Source organism: Streptomyces sp. NPDC107538, from assembly GCF_055657445.1.
Window position 1 is genome coordinate 524,742 of sequence record NZ_JBVKAY010000006.1, and the last position, 14,053, is coordinate 538,794.

A 14,053-nucleotide genomic window follows, 5' to 3' on the forward strand; every position below is an offset into this window, starting at 1 on the left:
CGTCGCTCCCGAGGGGCCGTCATCGAAGGCCCTCGAAGGCCGCTCCGAAGAGTGTCAACGCGCGTTCCACATGCGGGAGTTCCAGCGGATCCGGTGCCTCCAGGACCTGGGCGCGCTCCGCGTCGGTGGTGCCGAGAAACGGCGCGGTGGACAGCCGGACGCGCAGCGCGCCGAGGTCGTCCCCGAACCGGTGGCCGCCGGGCGCCGGCATGCCGAGCCGGCCGGTGAGGAAGTCCTCCGCCTCCTGCGCGTCACCGACCCCGTGCGCGGCGAGCGCCGAACGCAGCGGGGCGAGGTCGGCGTACAGATGCCGTCCGGCGCCCGGGGGCAGGGCGAGCGCCCCGGCGGCCACCACGGCCCGGTGCGCGGCGGCGGCGAGGCGCGCGTGCAGCCGTACGGAGGCGGCGAGGCGTTCGGTGACGGGGGCGGGCTCGTCGAGGGCGTACGCGGCGGCCGCGGCGACCGGGGTGGCGACGCGCGCGCCCAGCGCGGTGAGCACATCGAGGACCCGGTCGCGCAGTCCCGAGCCGTCCGCGTCGGCCGGAAAGCGGGCCACGGCGGCCGGCCAGCCCGTCGGCAGGAAGGCGCCGGCCAGGTCGGTGACGACGGTGACCCGGTCGGGCAACATCTCGGCGGGGCTGAGCAGCACGGTGTCGTGCGGGTCGTGCACGGTGTCGCGCCAGGTCTCGTCGCTGACCAGGTGCAGGCCCTCCCCCAGGGCCGCCTCCATGGCCTCGTGCACCAGTTCGGGCGGGGCCACGGTGGCGGTGGGGTCGTCGGCGACGCAGAGCACGAGCAGCCGGGGGTCGCCGCCCTCGGCTCTGATCCTGCGCACGGTCTCCAGCAGCGCGTACGGGTCCGGCACTCCCCCGCACTCGGCGGGCGTGGCCACATGGAACACCGAGCGCCCCAACGCCCGCGCCTGCGGCTCCCACCAGGCGGCGCACGGCCGGGGCAGCAGGACGTCGCCGCCGATCGCGGCGGTCAGCGCGAGGAGCAGGGCGGGGGCACCGGGGGCGGCGACGGCCCTGTCCCGCGTGGTGGCGAGGCCACGCCGGTCCCAGTAGCCGCTGGCGGCGTCCAGGAGGGCGGGATCGCCACCGGGCGGTACGGGGTGGGGGCGGCCCGCGGCGGCGGAGAGCACGGCGGCCAGTTCGGGCAGGACGGGCAGTCCCTGGGCGGGGAGGGGCGGGCCGTAACGGACCGGACCGTGCCCTTCCGGATCCGTCCGCGCCATGTGTGCCTCCACGCTCGTCGAGTGCGCACGCTGTCGTGTGCGTCGTCCGGGGCGGCCTCACGCCGTGACAGGCGTCGTCCGCACCCTCGGCCTGTCAGTACCCAGGCTCACGCGCCCCATGGGCCCCCGTGCGAGTCGCGCCGGTCACAGCGGCCTCATGTCCCCCGTGTCCGGGGGGAGTTCGGCGGGGAGTCGACGGTGTTGGCGCCGCACGGTGCCCCCGGTCCCGGCGGGCGGCGTCACGGCGTCCCCCGGTCCCGGCGGCGCAGACGGTGGACGGCCGCGCCGAGTGCGCCCGCGATGAGGAGACCACCGGCGACCATGGCCGGGACGGAGTCGGTGAAGGCCCCGCCGCCGCCCGCGTGGACGCCGCGCTGGACCGGGGCGACGGGATGGCTGGCGTGATGGGTGGGCTCGTGGGTGGGCTCGTGCGTCGGCTGGTGGGGCGGTTGATGCGTCGGCTGGTGGGTGGAGTGGTACGGGTCGTCGCCGCCGACGGCCACGTCGAAGGCGGCGCTCCACTGTTTGCCCTCGCCGCCGGGTGCCGCCGGGCAGATGCCGTCCACACCCCACTCGGAGGGGGAGCCCGCCGCCGCGGTGCCGGTCTCGAAGTCCGCGGCGGGCGCGATCTTCGCCGTGCCCTGGTAGGAGGGGCCGCCGGCGGAGTCGTCGTTGCCGGGGAGCCGCTGCAGGGTGACGGTGCCCTGTTCGAACGCCTGGGAGCTGGCGTCGATGGTCTCGGGGGCGGGGCCGCCGGTCGGGTCGCAGGAGACGGAGAAGGTGAGCGTGCCGCCCGGTGCGACGGAGTGCGGGTTCACCTCGGCCGCGGGGTCCGCGTACGCGGGCGAGGCGGCACCGAGGACGGCGCCGATCAGGGCGGCTGCGGACAGGACACGGACGCGGCGCACGGTCGGGCGCGTGGGCGGGGGCATGGGCGGGGGCATGGGCGGGGCTCCTTCGGGCGGCTCCGGCGGGCGGGGCACGACGGCCGTGCCCCGCGTCCATCACAGCCCCGAGCCCGGCGGGACGCGCGCGGCCGGACACCATTCGCGGGACGCGGGGCCGCCGAGTGGGTGACCCTGCCCACGCGACGGAGCCGCGCATGCGTACAGCCCCGCACCCCTGCAAGGCGGGACTCAGCCGGAAAGGGACACCAGTTCCCGTTCCAAGCCCCTCCCCCTCTTCTCCACCACCGCCGACGCGACGTCCGACAGTTTGCGGTTGGTGCCCTGGGAGATGCGGCGGAGGACGGCGAACGCGCTGTCGGCGTCGCAGCCGAGGACGTGCATGACCATGCCGCAGGCCTGGTCGACGACCGGGCGGGTGCGCAGGGCGGCGCCGAGCTGGTCCAGTTCGGTGAGGGCGGCCCGATAGGAGCGGTCGCGGACGATACAGGTCGCGGCGAGGTCGCCGAGAGCGCGCGCGGGACCGTGCGGGGCGTCCTGCAGGGTGTGGGGTCGGAAGCTGTAGAGGCTGAGGGTCACGGTGAGACCGGCCCGCCGGAAGGGGAGCGTGACACTGGACCGTACGCCCGCGTCGAGGGCCACGGCCCGGTACGCCGGCCAGCGCTCCTCGCGCAGCAGATCGGCGGAGTCGACGGGCTCACCGCGTTCCAGCGCGGACGGGATCGGTCCGTCGCCCGAACGCAGTTGGACCGAGACGAGTCCGGCGAGGTCGGGGTGGGTGACGGCGGCGGGCCGTTCGGTGCCGCTGTCGGTCACCATGGAGCTGGCGCCGCAGCAGTCGCTGGTGCAGCGGGCGGCCTGTTCGACGAGTTCGGAGAGCCTTCTTCCCGGATGTGCGGATTCCGCCGATTCCCGGCCCACGCGGCCGAGTTGTTCGCTTTCCGGCATGATGCACGCCTCCTCTCCGGGTCGCCTTCCCGGTCACCTGCGGGGAAAACGAATCTCCCGCTTTCGATCCCACCGGGCCCGTCGACGCCGCTCAGGCATTACGTTCGTCGCATGACTCAGACGGACGAGTTCGGTGAGGAACTCGCGGATTTCGTGCGCCGGGTCGCGGAGCTCAAGGCCGCCCGCTCGGTGCCGACCGGTGATCTGCCGACGGTCCTGGACGCGGCGATCTTCGAACTCGACCATGTCGCCGACCGGTTGTGGCCCGGGTACGAGCGGCTGACCACGTCGGGCCCGGTCGGCGGTGCCCCGTCGGCCGCGCAGGAACACCAGGTGCTGAAGGCCGTCTTCCAAAGCCTGCCGCTGCCCGTGCTGTTGGTGGACCGCGAGACCGTGGTGCGGCGCCTCAACCAGGCCGCGACCGCTTTCACCGGCGTACGGTCCGGCTATGCGACGGGGCGTCCGCTGAGCGGGTTCCTCGCCCATGCCGACCGGGGGGCGTTCCGTTCCCAGGCGGCGGCCGTGGCCCGTGGCGAGGGCGACCGCAGCCTCACCGTGCATCTGCAGCAGCGCCCCTCGCTCCCGGTACGCGCCACGCTGACCGCGCTGCGCCCCGGCGGGGAGCCGCGCAGCACCGTGCTGGTCGTCCTGCAGCCCGCGGGGGACCGGATGCCCGCCGTCGAACCCCTCCGCCCGCTGCCCAACCTCACCGAGACCACCCGGCACGCGGCGCTCATGGATCTCGTCGACGCCATGACCACGGCCCTGCTGGCGGCTCCGGCCGGCGCGGCCCTCGACCGGGCGGCCCATGTCCTGCACGGCCGTTTCGCGGACTGGGTGATCGCCGACACGGCGGGCCCCGGTCTGACCCGGACCACGGTCCTGGCCCCTTCGGAGGCCGAGGCGAAGCTCCTGATGCCCCAGGACCCCGCCACCTGCCCCCTCGTCACGGCCGCCGCCCGCACCGGCTCCCCCACCCTCCAGATCCGCCCGCCCGACCCCGCCGCCTTCGGCCACGACCGCACCGGCGCCCCGGTCCTGGTCAGAGCGAACGTCACCTCCCTGCTGACCGTCCCCCTCCCCTCCCCCACCGGCCCCGTCACAGCCGTCCTGACCCTCTTCCGCGCGGGCCCCCGCCTGGCCTTCTCCATGGCCGAGGCCCAGGCGATGGACACCATGTCCCGCCACATCGCCCTGGCCATGGAATCCCGGCGCACGTAATCGGTCCCCGGGCCCCGTAAGGGGCGCGGGGCTGTGTCCATATGCGGCTCCGCCGCGTGGGCGCGAGAAGCCCCACGCACCCGCACCCGACGACGCACCAGCCAACCCACGGCGCCCCAGGCCAACCAGCGGAGCTACACCGCGTCCTTCATGACCTGATCCCGCAACCGGTCACAGCACCGGCTGATCAACCGCGACACATGCATCTGCGAGATCCCCAGCTGCTCCGCGATCCGGCTCTGCGTCATGTCCCCGAAGAACCGCATGTACAGGATCGCCCGCTCCCGCTCCGGCAACGCCGCCAGCCGCGGCTTCACGGCCTCCCGGTCCACCACCGTGTCCAGCGCCGGATCCGCGGCCCCCAGCGCGTCGCTCAGCGAGTACCCGTCCTCGCTCCCCGGCAGCTCCGCGTCCAGCGACAGCGCCGTGAAGCTCTCCAGGGCCTCCAGCCCGACCTGGACGTCCTCCTCGCTCATGTTCGCGTGCTGGGCGATCTCCGCGACGGTCGGCCGTCGCCCGGAGATCGTCTGGGACAGGTCCTGACTGGCGAACCGCACACGATTGCGCAGGTCCTGGACCCGGCGGGGCACGTGCAGGGTCCACATGTGGTCCCGGAAGTGCCGCTTGATCTCACCGGTGACGGTGGGCACGGCATAGCTCTCGAAGGCGTTGCCCAGCTCGGGGTCGTAGCGGTCGACGGCCTTGACGAGGCCGAGCGAGGCCACCTGACGGAGGTCGTCGTAGCTCTCGCCGCGGTTGCGGAACCGGCCCGCGAGCCGCTCGGCCATGGGGAGCCACGCTTCGATGATCTGGTCACGCAGAGTGTCCCGCTGCTGGCCCGGGGGAAGCGCGGCCAGCTTGCGGAAGGCCTCCGCCGTGTCGGGGGCGTCGTCGTGCGGGTGGTGCTTCGCCTGGGTACGCATGATGCGTCGCAACTCCCTGGATGGTGCCTCTGGGATGGACGGTCACCGTGGGGGCGCGGGCGCGAACAGGAACGGACACACCCGTGAGGGAGAAATCGCCACTTCCACGGACGTGCCTCCTGTCCGAAGCACTGTTATGCGCCTGCCCCGGATCATGCACGGCAAACACATTCGAAGTTTCTCGTTCCGCCCGCGGGTGACTCGCTCGGGAGATCACACCCCGGGAGGTCCAGTATGAGCACCACCGTCGCCGATCACATCTTGCGGAGGCTGCGCGACTGGGGAGTCGAACAGGTATTCGGCTACCCAGGGGACGGCATCAACGGGCTGCTCGCGGCCTGGGGCCGGGCCGAGGACCGGCCGCGGTTCATCCAGTCGCGGCACGAGGAGATGTCCGCGTTCCAGGCGGTCGGCTACGCCAAGTTCTCCGGCCGGCTCGGCGTGTGCGCGGCGACCTCGGGCCCCGGCGCGATCCATCTGCTCAACGGCCTGTACGACGCCAAGCTGGACCATGTGCCGGTGCTCGCGATCGTCGGCCAGACGCACCGCAGCGCGATGGGCGGCTCGTACCAGCAGGAGGTCGACCTGCACACCCTGTTCAAGGACGTGGCCTCGGACTTCGTCGAGACGGTGACCGTGCCCGAGCAGCTGCCGAACGTCCTCGACCGGGCGATCCGCACCGCCTACGCCCGCCGGGCGCCGACCGCCGTGATCATCCCCGGTGACGTACAGGAACTGGAGTACGCGGCGCCGACCCACGAGTTCAAGATGGTCCCCTCCAGCCTCGACCGCGGTGACTGGACGACCGTCCCCTCCACCGAGTCGGTCGAGCGGGCGGCCGAGATCCTGAACGCCGGGGACAAGGTCGCGATCCTCGTCGGACAGGGCGCCGCCGGGGCCCGCACCGAGGTGGCCCACCTCGCCGAACTGCTGGGCGCGGGCGTCGCCAAGGCGCTCCTCGGCAAGGACGCGCTGAGCGACGAACTGCCGTATGTCACCGGCTCGATCGGGCTGCTGGGCACCCGCCCCTCGTACGAGCTGATGCGCGACTGCGACACGCTGCTGACCATCGGCTCGTCCTTCCCGTACTCGCAGTTCCTGCCGGACTTCGGCAAGGCGCGGGCCGTGCAAATCGACATCGACCCGCACATGGTCGGGATGCGCTACCCGTACGAGGTGAATCTGATCGGGGACGCGAAGGCGACGCTGGAGCGGCTGATCCCGCTGATCGATCCGGAGCGGGGCCGTGAGTGGTTCGACGAGGTGTGCGCGGGCGTGGCGCGCTGGCGCGAGGTGACGGCGCGCCGGGCGGAGCTGTCGGCCGACCCGATCAATCCGGAGTACGTGACCCACGTCCTGGACGGGCTGGTCCCGGACGACGCGATCATCTCCTCGGACTCCGGTTCGGCGGCGAACTGGTACGCCCGGCACCTCACCATGCGGGGCACCATGCGCGGCTCGCTGTCGGGCACGCTGGCGACGATGGGCTGCGGGGTGCCGTACGCGATCGGCGCGAAGTTCGCGCATCCGGACCGTCCGGCGATCGCCCTGGTCGGGGACGGGGCGATGCAGATGAACGGCATGGCGGAGCTGATCACGGCGGCCAAGTACCAGGACCGCTGGGAGGATCCGCGGCTGGTGGTGGCCGTGTGGAACAACCACGACCTGAACCAGGTGACCTGGGAGCTGCGGGCCATGGGCGGGGAGCCGTCCTTCCTGCCCTCGCAGGAGCTGCCGGACGTGCAGTACGCCGCCTTCGCGCGCTCGCTGGGGCTGACCGGTATCCGGGTGGAGAAGCCGGAGGACGTGGAGGCGGGCTGGCGGGCGGCCCTCGCGGCGGACGGTCCGGCGGTCGTGGAGTTCCTCACCGATCCGGCCGTGCCGCCGATCCCGCCGCACGCCACCTGGGAGCAGATGGAGTCCACGGCCGCCTCGATCCTCAAGGGCGACGCCGACCGGGGCTCGATGGTCAAGCAGGGGTTCAAGGCGAAGCTGCAGGAGTTCCTGCCGGGCAACCGGGAGAAGGAGAAGGGCGGGAAGTAGGGGCGCGCGGCAGACGGAGCGGCGCTCGGTGGCCCTGGACACCGGGCGCCGCTCCCGTCGCTCTCGTCGTCACCCGTTCAGCGGATCGACACGGCCTGGTCCTGCAGGTCGGCCTGGTCGACGGGTGGCAGCACCATCTCCTCGTAGCGGCCCAGCGCCAGTACGACGCCGAGCATCAGCAGCGGAATGATCACAGCGACAGCCGCCATGAGCCCGGTCCTTCCCCAGGGAATACGCGGTGGGGGGTGTCCCGCCGGGTCTCCCCCGCGCGGACGGGCAAACCCGGGGGCAGCGAAGCGGAACCGCTCCGTGTCGGCGTCGGGTGTTCGGGTACGCGGGGGCCACGAAAACCCATCTGGAGGGGAGTCATGCAGCGAGGCAGTGACCGGCTGAGCGCCCACCGCGACGACGAGATGAAGCACGAACTGCAGGGACTGCTCCGTTCGGGGCATCCCACCCGGACGGAGGAGTGGCACGACCCGGAGCCGTACGCCGAGGACGACCCGGAGGTCGCGTACGGGCCGGTGACACCCAGCCGGGCGCCCGCCCGGGTGGAGGCCCTGCGGCTGGAGCTGGCCCGGGTCCTGGGCCGTACGTCCTTCCCCGCGGGCCCGGCGGAACTGATCCGGGTCCTGCGGGGGCGGCACGCCCCGGACGCGCTGGTGGAGCCCCTGGAGCGGCTGCCGCGCAAGGCCCGCTACGACTCGGTGCACCTGCTCGCGGAGGCCGTGGTCGACGCCCAGGACGACAGTGGGGGCGATGCGGCGCGGCACTCGGCGGACGGTACGGAATCCACACGCGACGGGGACACATAGGCCTCCTCCCGGGTACTGCGGGCAAGGTCACGCCGAGGTGGGCGTGACCCCGCAGCCGGGGCGGAGCGAGGGAAGGACCCGGAGAGCCATGGCCGAGTTCGTGAGGGACGTCATGACGGCGGGTGTGGTGACGGTCCGGCCGGACGCCTCGCTCGTCGAGGCGGCGCAGCTGATGCGGGCCCAGGACATCGGTGATGTCCTCGTCGCGACGGACGGGCGGCTCATCGGCGTCCTGACCGACCGTGACATCACGTTGCGGGCGGTCGCCCAGGGCGCGGACCCGCTGACCGTGAGCGCCGAGGCCGTCTGCACCCCGAACCCGGTCGTGGTCGGCCCGGACGACGCGGTGTCCGCCGCGGTCGGACTGATGCGCGACCACGCGATACGCCGGCTGCCCGTCCTGGAGGACGGGCGGCCGGTGGGCGTGGTCAGCCTCGGCGACCTGGCCGTCTCGCAGGACCCGGGTTCGGCACTCGCCCACATCAGCCGGGCGGCTCCGGACACCTGACATCAGCGACGAAGGGACCGAACACGATGCGTATCGCATTCCTGACCGCACCCGAGGGTGTCGAACAGATCGAGCTGACCGAACCCTGGCGGGCGGCGGAGAACGCCGGCCACGAACCCGTGCTGGTGTCGACGGAAGCAGGCCGGATCCAGGCCTTCGACCATCTCGACAAGGCGGACACGTTCCCCGTGGACGCCGTGGTGGGCGAGGCCCCGGCCGAGTCGTTCGACGCGCTGGTGCTGCCCGGCGGGGTGGCCAACCCGGACTTCCTGCGCATGGACGAGCGGGCCGTGGCGTTCGTCCGGGAGTTCTTCGAGCGGGGCCGTCCGGTCGCCGCGATCTGTCACGCGCCGTGGACGCTGGTCGAGGCGGACGTGGTCCGCGGCCGGGTCCTGACCTCGTGGCCGAGTCTGCGCACGGACATCCGCAACGCGGGCGGCACCTGGGTCGACGAGCAGGTCCGGATCTGCGACCACGGCCCGGCCAAGCTGGTCACCAGCCGCAAACCGGACGACCTCAAGGCGTTCTGCGAGGCGTTCCTCGACGTGTTCGCCGAAGTCGCCCAGGAGCGGGAGGCCGTCCGATGAGTTCCCCCTCGAACAGCTCGAACCCCATGGGCCCCCTGGACCCCATGGACCGCAAGCGGGAGCAGCGGGAGGCCGCCCGTCCCGCCGACCCGGCGTCGGGTCCCCTCACCACCGACCAGGGCGTGGCCGTCGACCACACCGACGACTCCCTGACCGTCGGCGAGCGCGGGCCGACGCTGATGGAGGACTTCCATTTCCGGGAGAAGCTCACCCACTTCGACCACGAGCGGATCCCGGAGCGGGTGGTCCACGCGCGGGGCGCGGGCGCCTACGGCTACTTCGAACCGTACGAGTCCTGCGCGGAGTTCACCCGTGCCGCGTTCCTCCAGGACCCCTCGGTCCGCACCCCGGTCTTCGTCCGGTTCTCCACCGTGCAGGGGCCACGCGGCTCGGCGGACACCGTGCGGGACGTACGCGGCTTCGCCACCAAGTTCTATACGTCGGACGGCAATTACGATCTGGTCGGGAACAACTTCCCCGTCTTCTTCATCCAGGACGGCATCAAGTTCCCCGACTTCGTGCACGCGGTGAAGCCGGAGCCGCACAACGACATCCCGACGGGCGCGTCCGCGCACGACACGCTCTGGGACTTCGTGTCGCTCCAGCCGGAGACCCTGCACGCGATCATGTGGCTGATGTCGGACCGGGCGATCCCGCGCAGCTACCGCATGATGCAGGGCTTCGGCGTGCACACCTTCCGGTTCGTGACCGCCGACGGGCGGGGCACGTTCGTGAAGTTCCACCGGAAGCCGAAGCTGGGCACGCACTCGCTGGTGTGGGACGAGGCGCAGGAGTGCCAGGGCCGGGACCCGGACTTCAACCGGCGGGACCTGTGGGACGCGATCGAGGCCGGCGAGTACCCGGAATGGGAGCTGGGCGTCCAACTGGTGCCGGAGGAGGACGAGTTCGCCTTCGACTTCGATCTGCTCGACGCCACGAAGATCATCCCCGAGGAGCAGGTGCCGGTACGGCCGATCGGCCGTATGGTGCTGGACCGCAACCCGGAGAACTTCTTCGCCGAGACGGAACAGGTCGCCTTCCACACCGCGAACGTCGTCCCCGGCATCGACTTCACCAACGACCCGCTGCTCCAGGCCCGCAACTTCTCTTACCTGGACACCCAGTTGATCCGCCTGGGTGGCCCCAACTTCAGTCAACTGCCGGTGAACCGCCCGGTCGCCCCGGTGCGCACCAACCAGCGTGACGGCTACCACCAGTCGGCGATCCACGGCGGCACGAACTACTCCCCGAACTCCCTCGGCGGCGGCTGCCCGGCCCACGCGGGCGTCGACCCGCACGCCTACACGCATCTCGCCGAGCGCGTCGACGGAGCCAAGATCCGCCGCCGCAGCGAGAGTTTCAAGGACCACCACAGCCAGCCCGCCCTGTTCTGGAACAGCATGGCCCCGTGGGAGCGGGAGCACATCGTGGCCGCCTTCCGCTTCGAACTCGGCAAGGTCGGCGCGCTCACCGTCCGCGCCCGTACGGTCGGGGAACTGGCCAAGGTGGACCCGGAGTTGGCGGCCGAGGTGGCCAAGGGCATCGGCGTACCCGTTCCGTCGGACGCCGAGCCGGTGGCGTACAAGCTCACCTCGCCCGCCCTCAGTCTGGAGTCGCAGCGCGGCCCCGGTTCGATCCGCACCCGGCAGATCGCGGTGCTGGTCGCCGACGGTGTGGACGCCGAGCAGGTGACGAGCGTGCGGGAGGCGCTGGCGGCCGAGGGCGCGATCGTGGAGGCGCTGGCGGCCCAGGACGGCACCGTGCGCGGGGCGGACGGCGCGGAGTACACCGTGGACCGGGCCCTGCCGACGGTCGCGTCCGTCCTGTACGACGCGGTCCTGCTGCCCGGCGGTCCCGTCGCCACGCCGTCCCCGTCGACCGACCCCGACGCCATGCGCTTCGTCCGCGACGCCTACCGCCACGGCAAGCCGATCGGCGCCCTGGGCTCCGGCGTCGGCATCCTCGCCGCGCTTCAGCCCGAGGGGGTCCGCCTCTCCTCGGAGTTCCACCACGTGGTCGCCGACCGCGGCGTGGTCACGGACACGGCCCAGGGCACTGCGAGCGAGGACTTCACCAGGGAGTTCGTCGCGGCGATAGCCGCCCACCGCCACTGGAACCGCCCACCGACACGCTGCTGACGACGGAGAAGGGCTGGGCCACCCCGAAGGGGTCGGCCCAGCCCTTCAGGGGCGCGGGAAACTGCGCGAGCGACCACGACGCACCCGCACCCGCACCCCGCAACGCACCCCAGGCCCCGAGATCAGACCGGGTCACCGGGTCTAGGGCCGACGCCCGAGCAGACACAACAACCTGGTCTGGGCGTCGGCCCCCACCGGCGGCTCCACCGCCGCCCCGAACAACCCGCTCTTCTCCAGCTCCGCGGCGTACGGCGCGATCTCCTCCGCCGCGAACGCCACCAGCTCCCCCGGCAACCGCTCCTCGTACCCGATCGCCCGCGACAGATCCCACGCGTGCACCACGAGATCGGCGACCATCTGCGCGCAGTACGCGGTCGCCGGAGTGTCCCCGTAGGACAGATGAACCGTGCGTTCGAGCGCACCGGCCGCCCCGAACGCCTCCCGCGCGGAGTGCGCGGCGGTGTCCCAGGACGCCGCGGGGTCCGGCCCCAGCAGATCACCCTCGAACGTGTCGCCGACCTCCTCGATCATGCAGCCGTCCCGTACCAGCGACGGCACCCACAGCTGCTCGGAGACGAGATGGTTGACGAGGTCACGTACCGACCACTCGGCGCACGGGGTACCCGCCCCCCACTGGTCGTCGCGGACGGCGTGGACCCGTGTGCCGAAGACGTCCTGGGCCTCGGTATGCCGGGTGAGCAGCGCGCTCGCCCGCGACTCCGATGTCATACCGGCTGTCATTCCGGCCCTCGTTCCCGCGCGCCCTCCCGTGTCCGGCCGGAAACGACCGGCCGGCGCGGATGGCGGCGCAGATACTCGCCCTCCAGCTGCGCCATCCGTTCGTTGTGGGTGCGCAGCGCCTCGGTCGATCCGTGCAGCAGGGTGTCGTGCCGTGTGCGGTGGATCGACTCCAGTTCCTTCATCAACTGCTGGTCGTCCAGCTGGTCCGGGTGCACTCCGGTCATGGTGGTACCCCGATCGTCGTGGTCCTCCATCCACTGTACGAACATCCGGGGCCCCGGGCCCCTGTGCGGGCGGGCTAGCGGGCACGCTCCACGCGGCGCTCGTCCCACACCGGTTCCGGGGTCTCCCGTACCCGGCCGTCGGAGCCGAAGACCAGATAGCGATCGAACGAACGAGCGAACCAGCGGTCGTGGGTGACGGCGAGGACCGTGCCGTCGAAGGCCTCCAGGCCCTCCTGCAGGGCCTCCGCCGACTCCAGGTCGAGGTTGTCGGTGGGCTCGTCGAGGAGCAGGGCGGTGACGCCCTGCAACTCCAGCAGCAGGATCTGGAAGCGGGCCTGCTGGCCACCGGAGAGCCGGTCGAACGGCTGCTCGGCCTGCTTGGTCAGCTCGTAGCGGCGCAGCCGGGACATGGCGGCGCCCCGGTCCTGGGCGTGCTCCTTCCACAGGATGTCGAGCAGCGGGCGCCCCTCCAGCTCCGGGTGGGCGTGCGTCTGCGCGAAGTGCCCCGGCAGGACCCTGGCGCCGAGCTTCCACTCGCCCGTGTGGGCCACCTCGTCGCCGGCGAGCAGCCGCAGGAAGTGGGACTTGCCCGAGCCGTTGGAGCCGAGGACGGCGACCCGTTCGCCGTAGAAGACCTCCAGGTCGAAGGGTTTCATCAGGCCGGTCAGCTCAAGTGCCTCGCAGGTGACGGCCCTGACGCCCGTACGGCCGCCCTTGAGCCGCATGGTGATGTCCTGCTCGCGCGGCGGCTCGGGCGGTGGTCCGGCCTCCTCGAACTTGCGCAGCCGGGTCTGGGCGGCGGCGTAGCGGGAGGCCATCGCGACGCTGTTCTCGGCCGCCTGCCGGAGGTTCAGGACGAGCTTCTTCAGCTGCTCGTGCTTCTCGTCCCAGCGCCGGCGCAGTTCCTCGAAGCGCTCGAAGCGTCGCGCCCGTGCCTCGTGGTAGGTGACGAACCCGCCGCCGTGCACCCAGGCGTCCGCGCCCGCCGGGCCCGGTTCCACGCTCACGATCTTCTCGGCGGCGCGGGAGAGCAGTTCCCGGTCGTGGGAGACGAAGAGCACGGTCTTGCGGGTCTCCTTGAGCCGCTCCTCCAGCCAGCGCTTGCCGGGGACGTCGAGGTAGTTGTCGGGCTCGTCGAGGAGGAGGACCTGCTCGGTGCCGCGCAGCAGCGCCTCCAGCACGAGCCGCTTCTGCTCACCGCCGGAGAGTGTCCGCACCTGCCGCCACTGGGCCTTCTCGTACGGCACGCCGAGCGCGGCCATGGTGCAGATGTCCCAGAGGGTCTCGGCCTCGTAGCCGCGCACCTCGGCCCAGTCGGAGAGGGCCTGCGCGTAGGTCAGCTGGGCCGCCTCGTCGTCCACGGTCAGGATCCCGTGCTCGGCGGCGTCGACGGCCTTCGCGGCGTCCCTGATCCTCGGCTGGGCCACGGACACCAGCAGGTCGCGCACGGTCGTCTCGTCCCGGACGGACCCCACGAACTGGCGCATCACCCCGAGCCCGCCGCTGACGGTCACGGACCCGCCGTGCGGCTTCAGCTCCCCGGAGATCAGCCGCAGCAAGGTCGTCTTCCCGGCCCCGTTGGGCCCGACCAGGGCGACGACGGCCCCTTCCCCCACCCGAAAGGACACATCCCCGAGCAGCGCCCTCCCGTCCGGCAGGTAGTACTCCAGATGAGCGGCTTCGAGATGTCCCATGCGGCGCATTCTCCGAGCCACCCCGTCACCCGGGCAAATCCATTTCGGGTGCGGGCCCGCTTTTCAGGG

At 72.3% G+C, this 14,053-nt stretch carries 14 protein-coding genes; 6 read left to right on the forward strand and 8 right to left on the reverse strand.

Features of this window, described 5'->3' with window-relative positions; translation table 11 throughout:
- Positions 1 to 19: 19 nt before the first annotated feature.
- From ACZ7MG_RS23905 to ACZ7MG_RS23915, 3 genes are all read right to left on the reverse strand, one after another.
- Complete coding sequence (locus tag ACZ7MG_RS23905) at positions 20 to 1,237, reverse strand: aminotransferase class I/II-fold pyridoxal phosphate-dependent enzyme (protein WP_471383241.1); 1,218 nt, start codon at positions 1,235 to 1,237, stop codon at positions 20 to 22.
- A 239-nt stretch (positions 1,238 to 1,476) separates the two neighbouring features.
- On the reverse strand, positions 1,477 to 2,181 hold the full coding sequence (locus ACZ7MG_RS23910) for a hypothetical protein (protein WP_471383242.1): 705 nt from the start codon (positions 2,179 to 2,181) through the stop codon (positions 1,477 to 1,479).
- A gap of 192 nt (positions 2,182 to 2,373) precedes the next feature.
- Positions 2,374 to 3,090, reverse strand: coding sequence for an ANTAR domain-containing response regulator (locus ACZ7MG_RS23915; RefSeq protein WP_471383244.1), 717 nt, complete (start codon positions 3,088 to 3,090; stop codon positions 2,374 to 2,376).
- Positions 3,091 to 3,201: 111 nt separating this feature from the next.
- On the opposite strand from ACZ7MG_RS23915, the gene ACZ7MG_RS23920 reads away from it, so the two are divergent.
- Positions 3,202 to 4,311, forward strand: a complete 1,110-nt coding sequence (locus ACZ7MG_RS23920; RefSeq protein ID WP_471383246.1) for a PAS domain-containing protein — start codon at positions 3,202 to 3,204, stop codon at positions 4,309 to 4,311.
- Between the two features lie 134 nt (positions 4,312 to 4,445).
- Here the strand turns inward: ACZ7MG_RS23920 and ACZ7MG_RS23925 are convergent, their stop codons facing one another.
- The gene (locus tag ACZ7MG_RS23925) at positions 4,446 to 5,234 is read right to left on the reverse strand and encodes an RNA polymerase sigma factor SigF (RefSeq protein ID WP_471383248.1); all 789 of its coding nucleotides are present in this window, start codon (positions 5,232 to 5,234) and stop codon (positions 4,446 to 4,448) included.
- A 234-nt stretch (positions 5,235 to 5,468) separates the two neighbouring features.
- Between ACZ7MG_RS23925 and ACZ7MG_RS23930 the strand changes: the two genes are divergently transcribed.
- Positions 5,469 to 7,277: a thiamine pyrophosphate-requiring protein gene (locus ACZ7MG_RS23930; RefSeq protein WP_471383249.1), complete on the forward strand. Its 1,809-nt coding sequence runs from the start codon at positions 5,469 to 5,471 to the stop codon at positions 7,275 to 7,277.
- Positions 7,278 to 7,354: 77 nt separating this feature from the next.
- Here the strand turns inward: ACZ7MG_RS23930 and ACZ7MG_RS23935 are convergent, their stop codons facing one another.
- On the reverse strand, positions 7,355 to 7,486 hold the full coding sequence (locus tag ACZ7MG_RS23935; RefSeq protein ID WP_471383251.1) for a hypothetical protein: 132 nt from the start codon (positions 7,484 to 7,486) through the stop codon (positions 7,355 to 7,357).
- Between the two features lie 159 nt (positions 7,487 to 7,645).
- On the opposite strand from ACZ7MG_RS23935, the gene ACZ7MG_RS23940 reads away from it, so the two are divergent.
- The 4 genes from ACZ7MG_RS23940 (at position 7,646) to ACZ7MG_RS23955 (ending at position 11,325) form a co-directional block, all read left to right on the forward strand.
- The gene (locus ACZ7MG_RS23940; protein WP_471383252.1) at positions 7,646 to 8,092 is read left to right on the forward strand and encodes a DUF2795 domain-containing protein; all 447 of its coding nucleotides are present in this window, start codon (positions 7,646 to 7,648) and stop codon (positions 8,090 to 8,092) included.
- Positions 8,093 to 8,180: 88 nt separating this feature from the next.
- Positions 8,181 to 8,600 carry a CBS domain-containing protein gene (locus ACZ7MG_RS23945; protein WP_471383253.1) on the forward strand — a complete coding sequence of 140 codons (420 nt, stop codon included), beginning with the start codon at positions 8,181 to 8,183 and terminating at the stop codon, positions 8,598 to 8,600.
- Positions 8,601 to 8,626: 26 nt separating this feature from the next.
- The gene (locus ACZ7MG_RS23950) at positions 8,627 to 9,187 is read left to right on the forward strand and encodes a type 1 glutamine amidotransferase domain-containing protein (protein WP_471383255.1); all 561 of its coding nucleotides are present in this window, start codon (positions 8,627 to 8,629) and stop codon (positions 9,185 to 9,187) included.
- Positions 9,184 to 11,325, forward strand: a complete 2,142-nt coding sequence (locus tag ACZ7MG_RS23955; protein WP_471383257.1) for a catalase — start codon at positions 9,184 to 9,186, stop codon at positions 11,323 to 11,325. The genes ACZ7MG_RS23950 and ACZ7MG_RS23955 overlap by 4 nt, the downstream gene beginning before the upstream one ends.
- A gap of 141 nt (positions 11,326 to 11,466) precedes the next feature.
- Here ACZ7MG_RS23955 and ACZ7MG_RS23960 read toward each other — a convergent pair whose 3' ends face one another.
- The 3 genes from ACZ7MG_RS23960 to ACZ7MG_RS23970 are packed head-to-tail and all read right to left on the reverse strand — an operon-like array spanning position 11,467 to position 13,984.
- Positions 11,467 to 12,054, reverse strand: coding sequence for a TIGR03086 family metal-binding protein (locus ACZ7MG_RS23960; protein WP_471383259.1), 588 nt, complete (start codon positions 12,052 to 12,054; stop codon positions 11,467 to 11,469).
- A gap of 8 nt (positions 12,055 to 12,062) precedes the next feature.
- Positions 12,063 to 12,320: a DUF6158 family protein gene (locus ACZ7MG_RS23965; RefSeq protein ID WP_471384000.1), complete on the reverse strand. Its 258-nt coding sequence runs from the start codon at positions 12,318 to 12,320 to the stop codon at positions 12,063 to 12,065.
- Between the two features lie 44 nt (positions 12,321 to 12,364).
- Positions 12,365 to 13,984, reverse strand: coding sequence for an ABC-F family ATP-binding cassette domain-containing protein (locus ACZ7MG_RS23970; protein WP_471383260.1), 1,620 nt, complete (start codon positions 13,982 to 13,984; stop codon positions 12,365 to 12,367).
- Positions 13,985 to 14,053 lie beyond the last annotated feature (69 nt).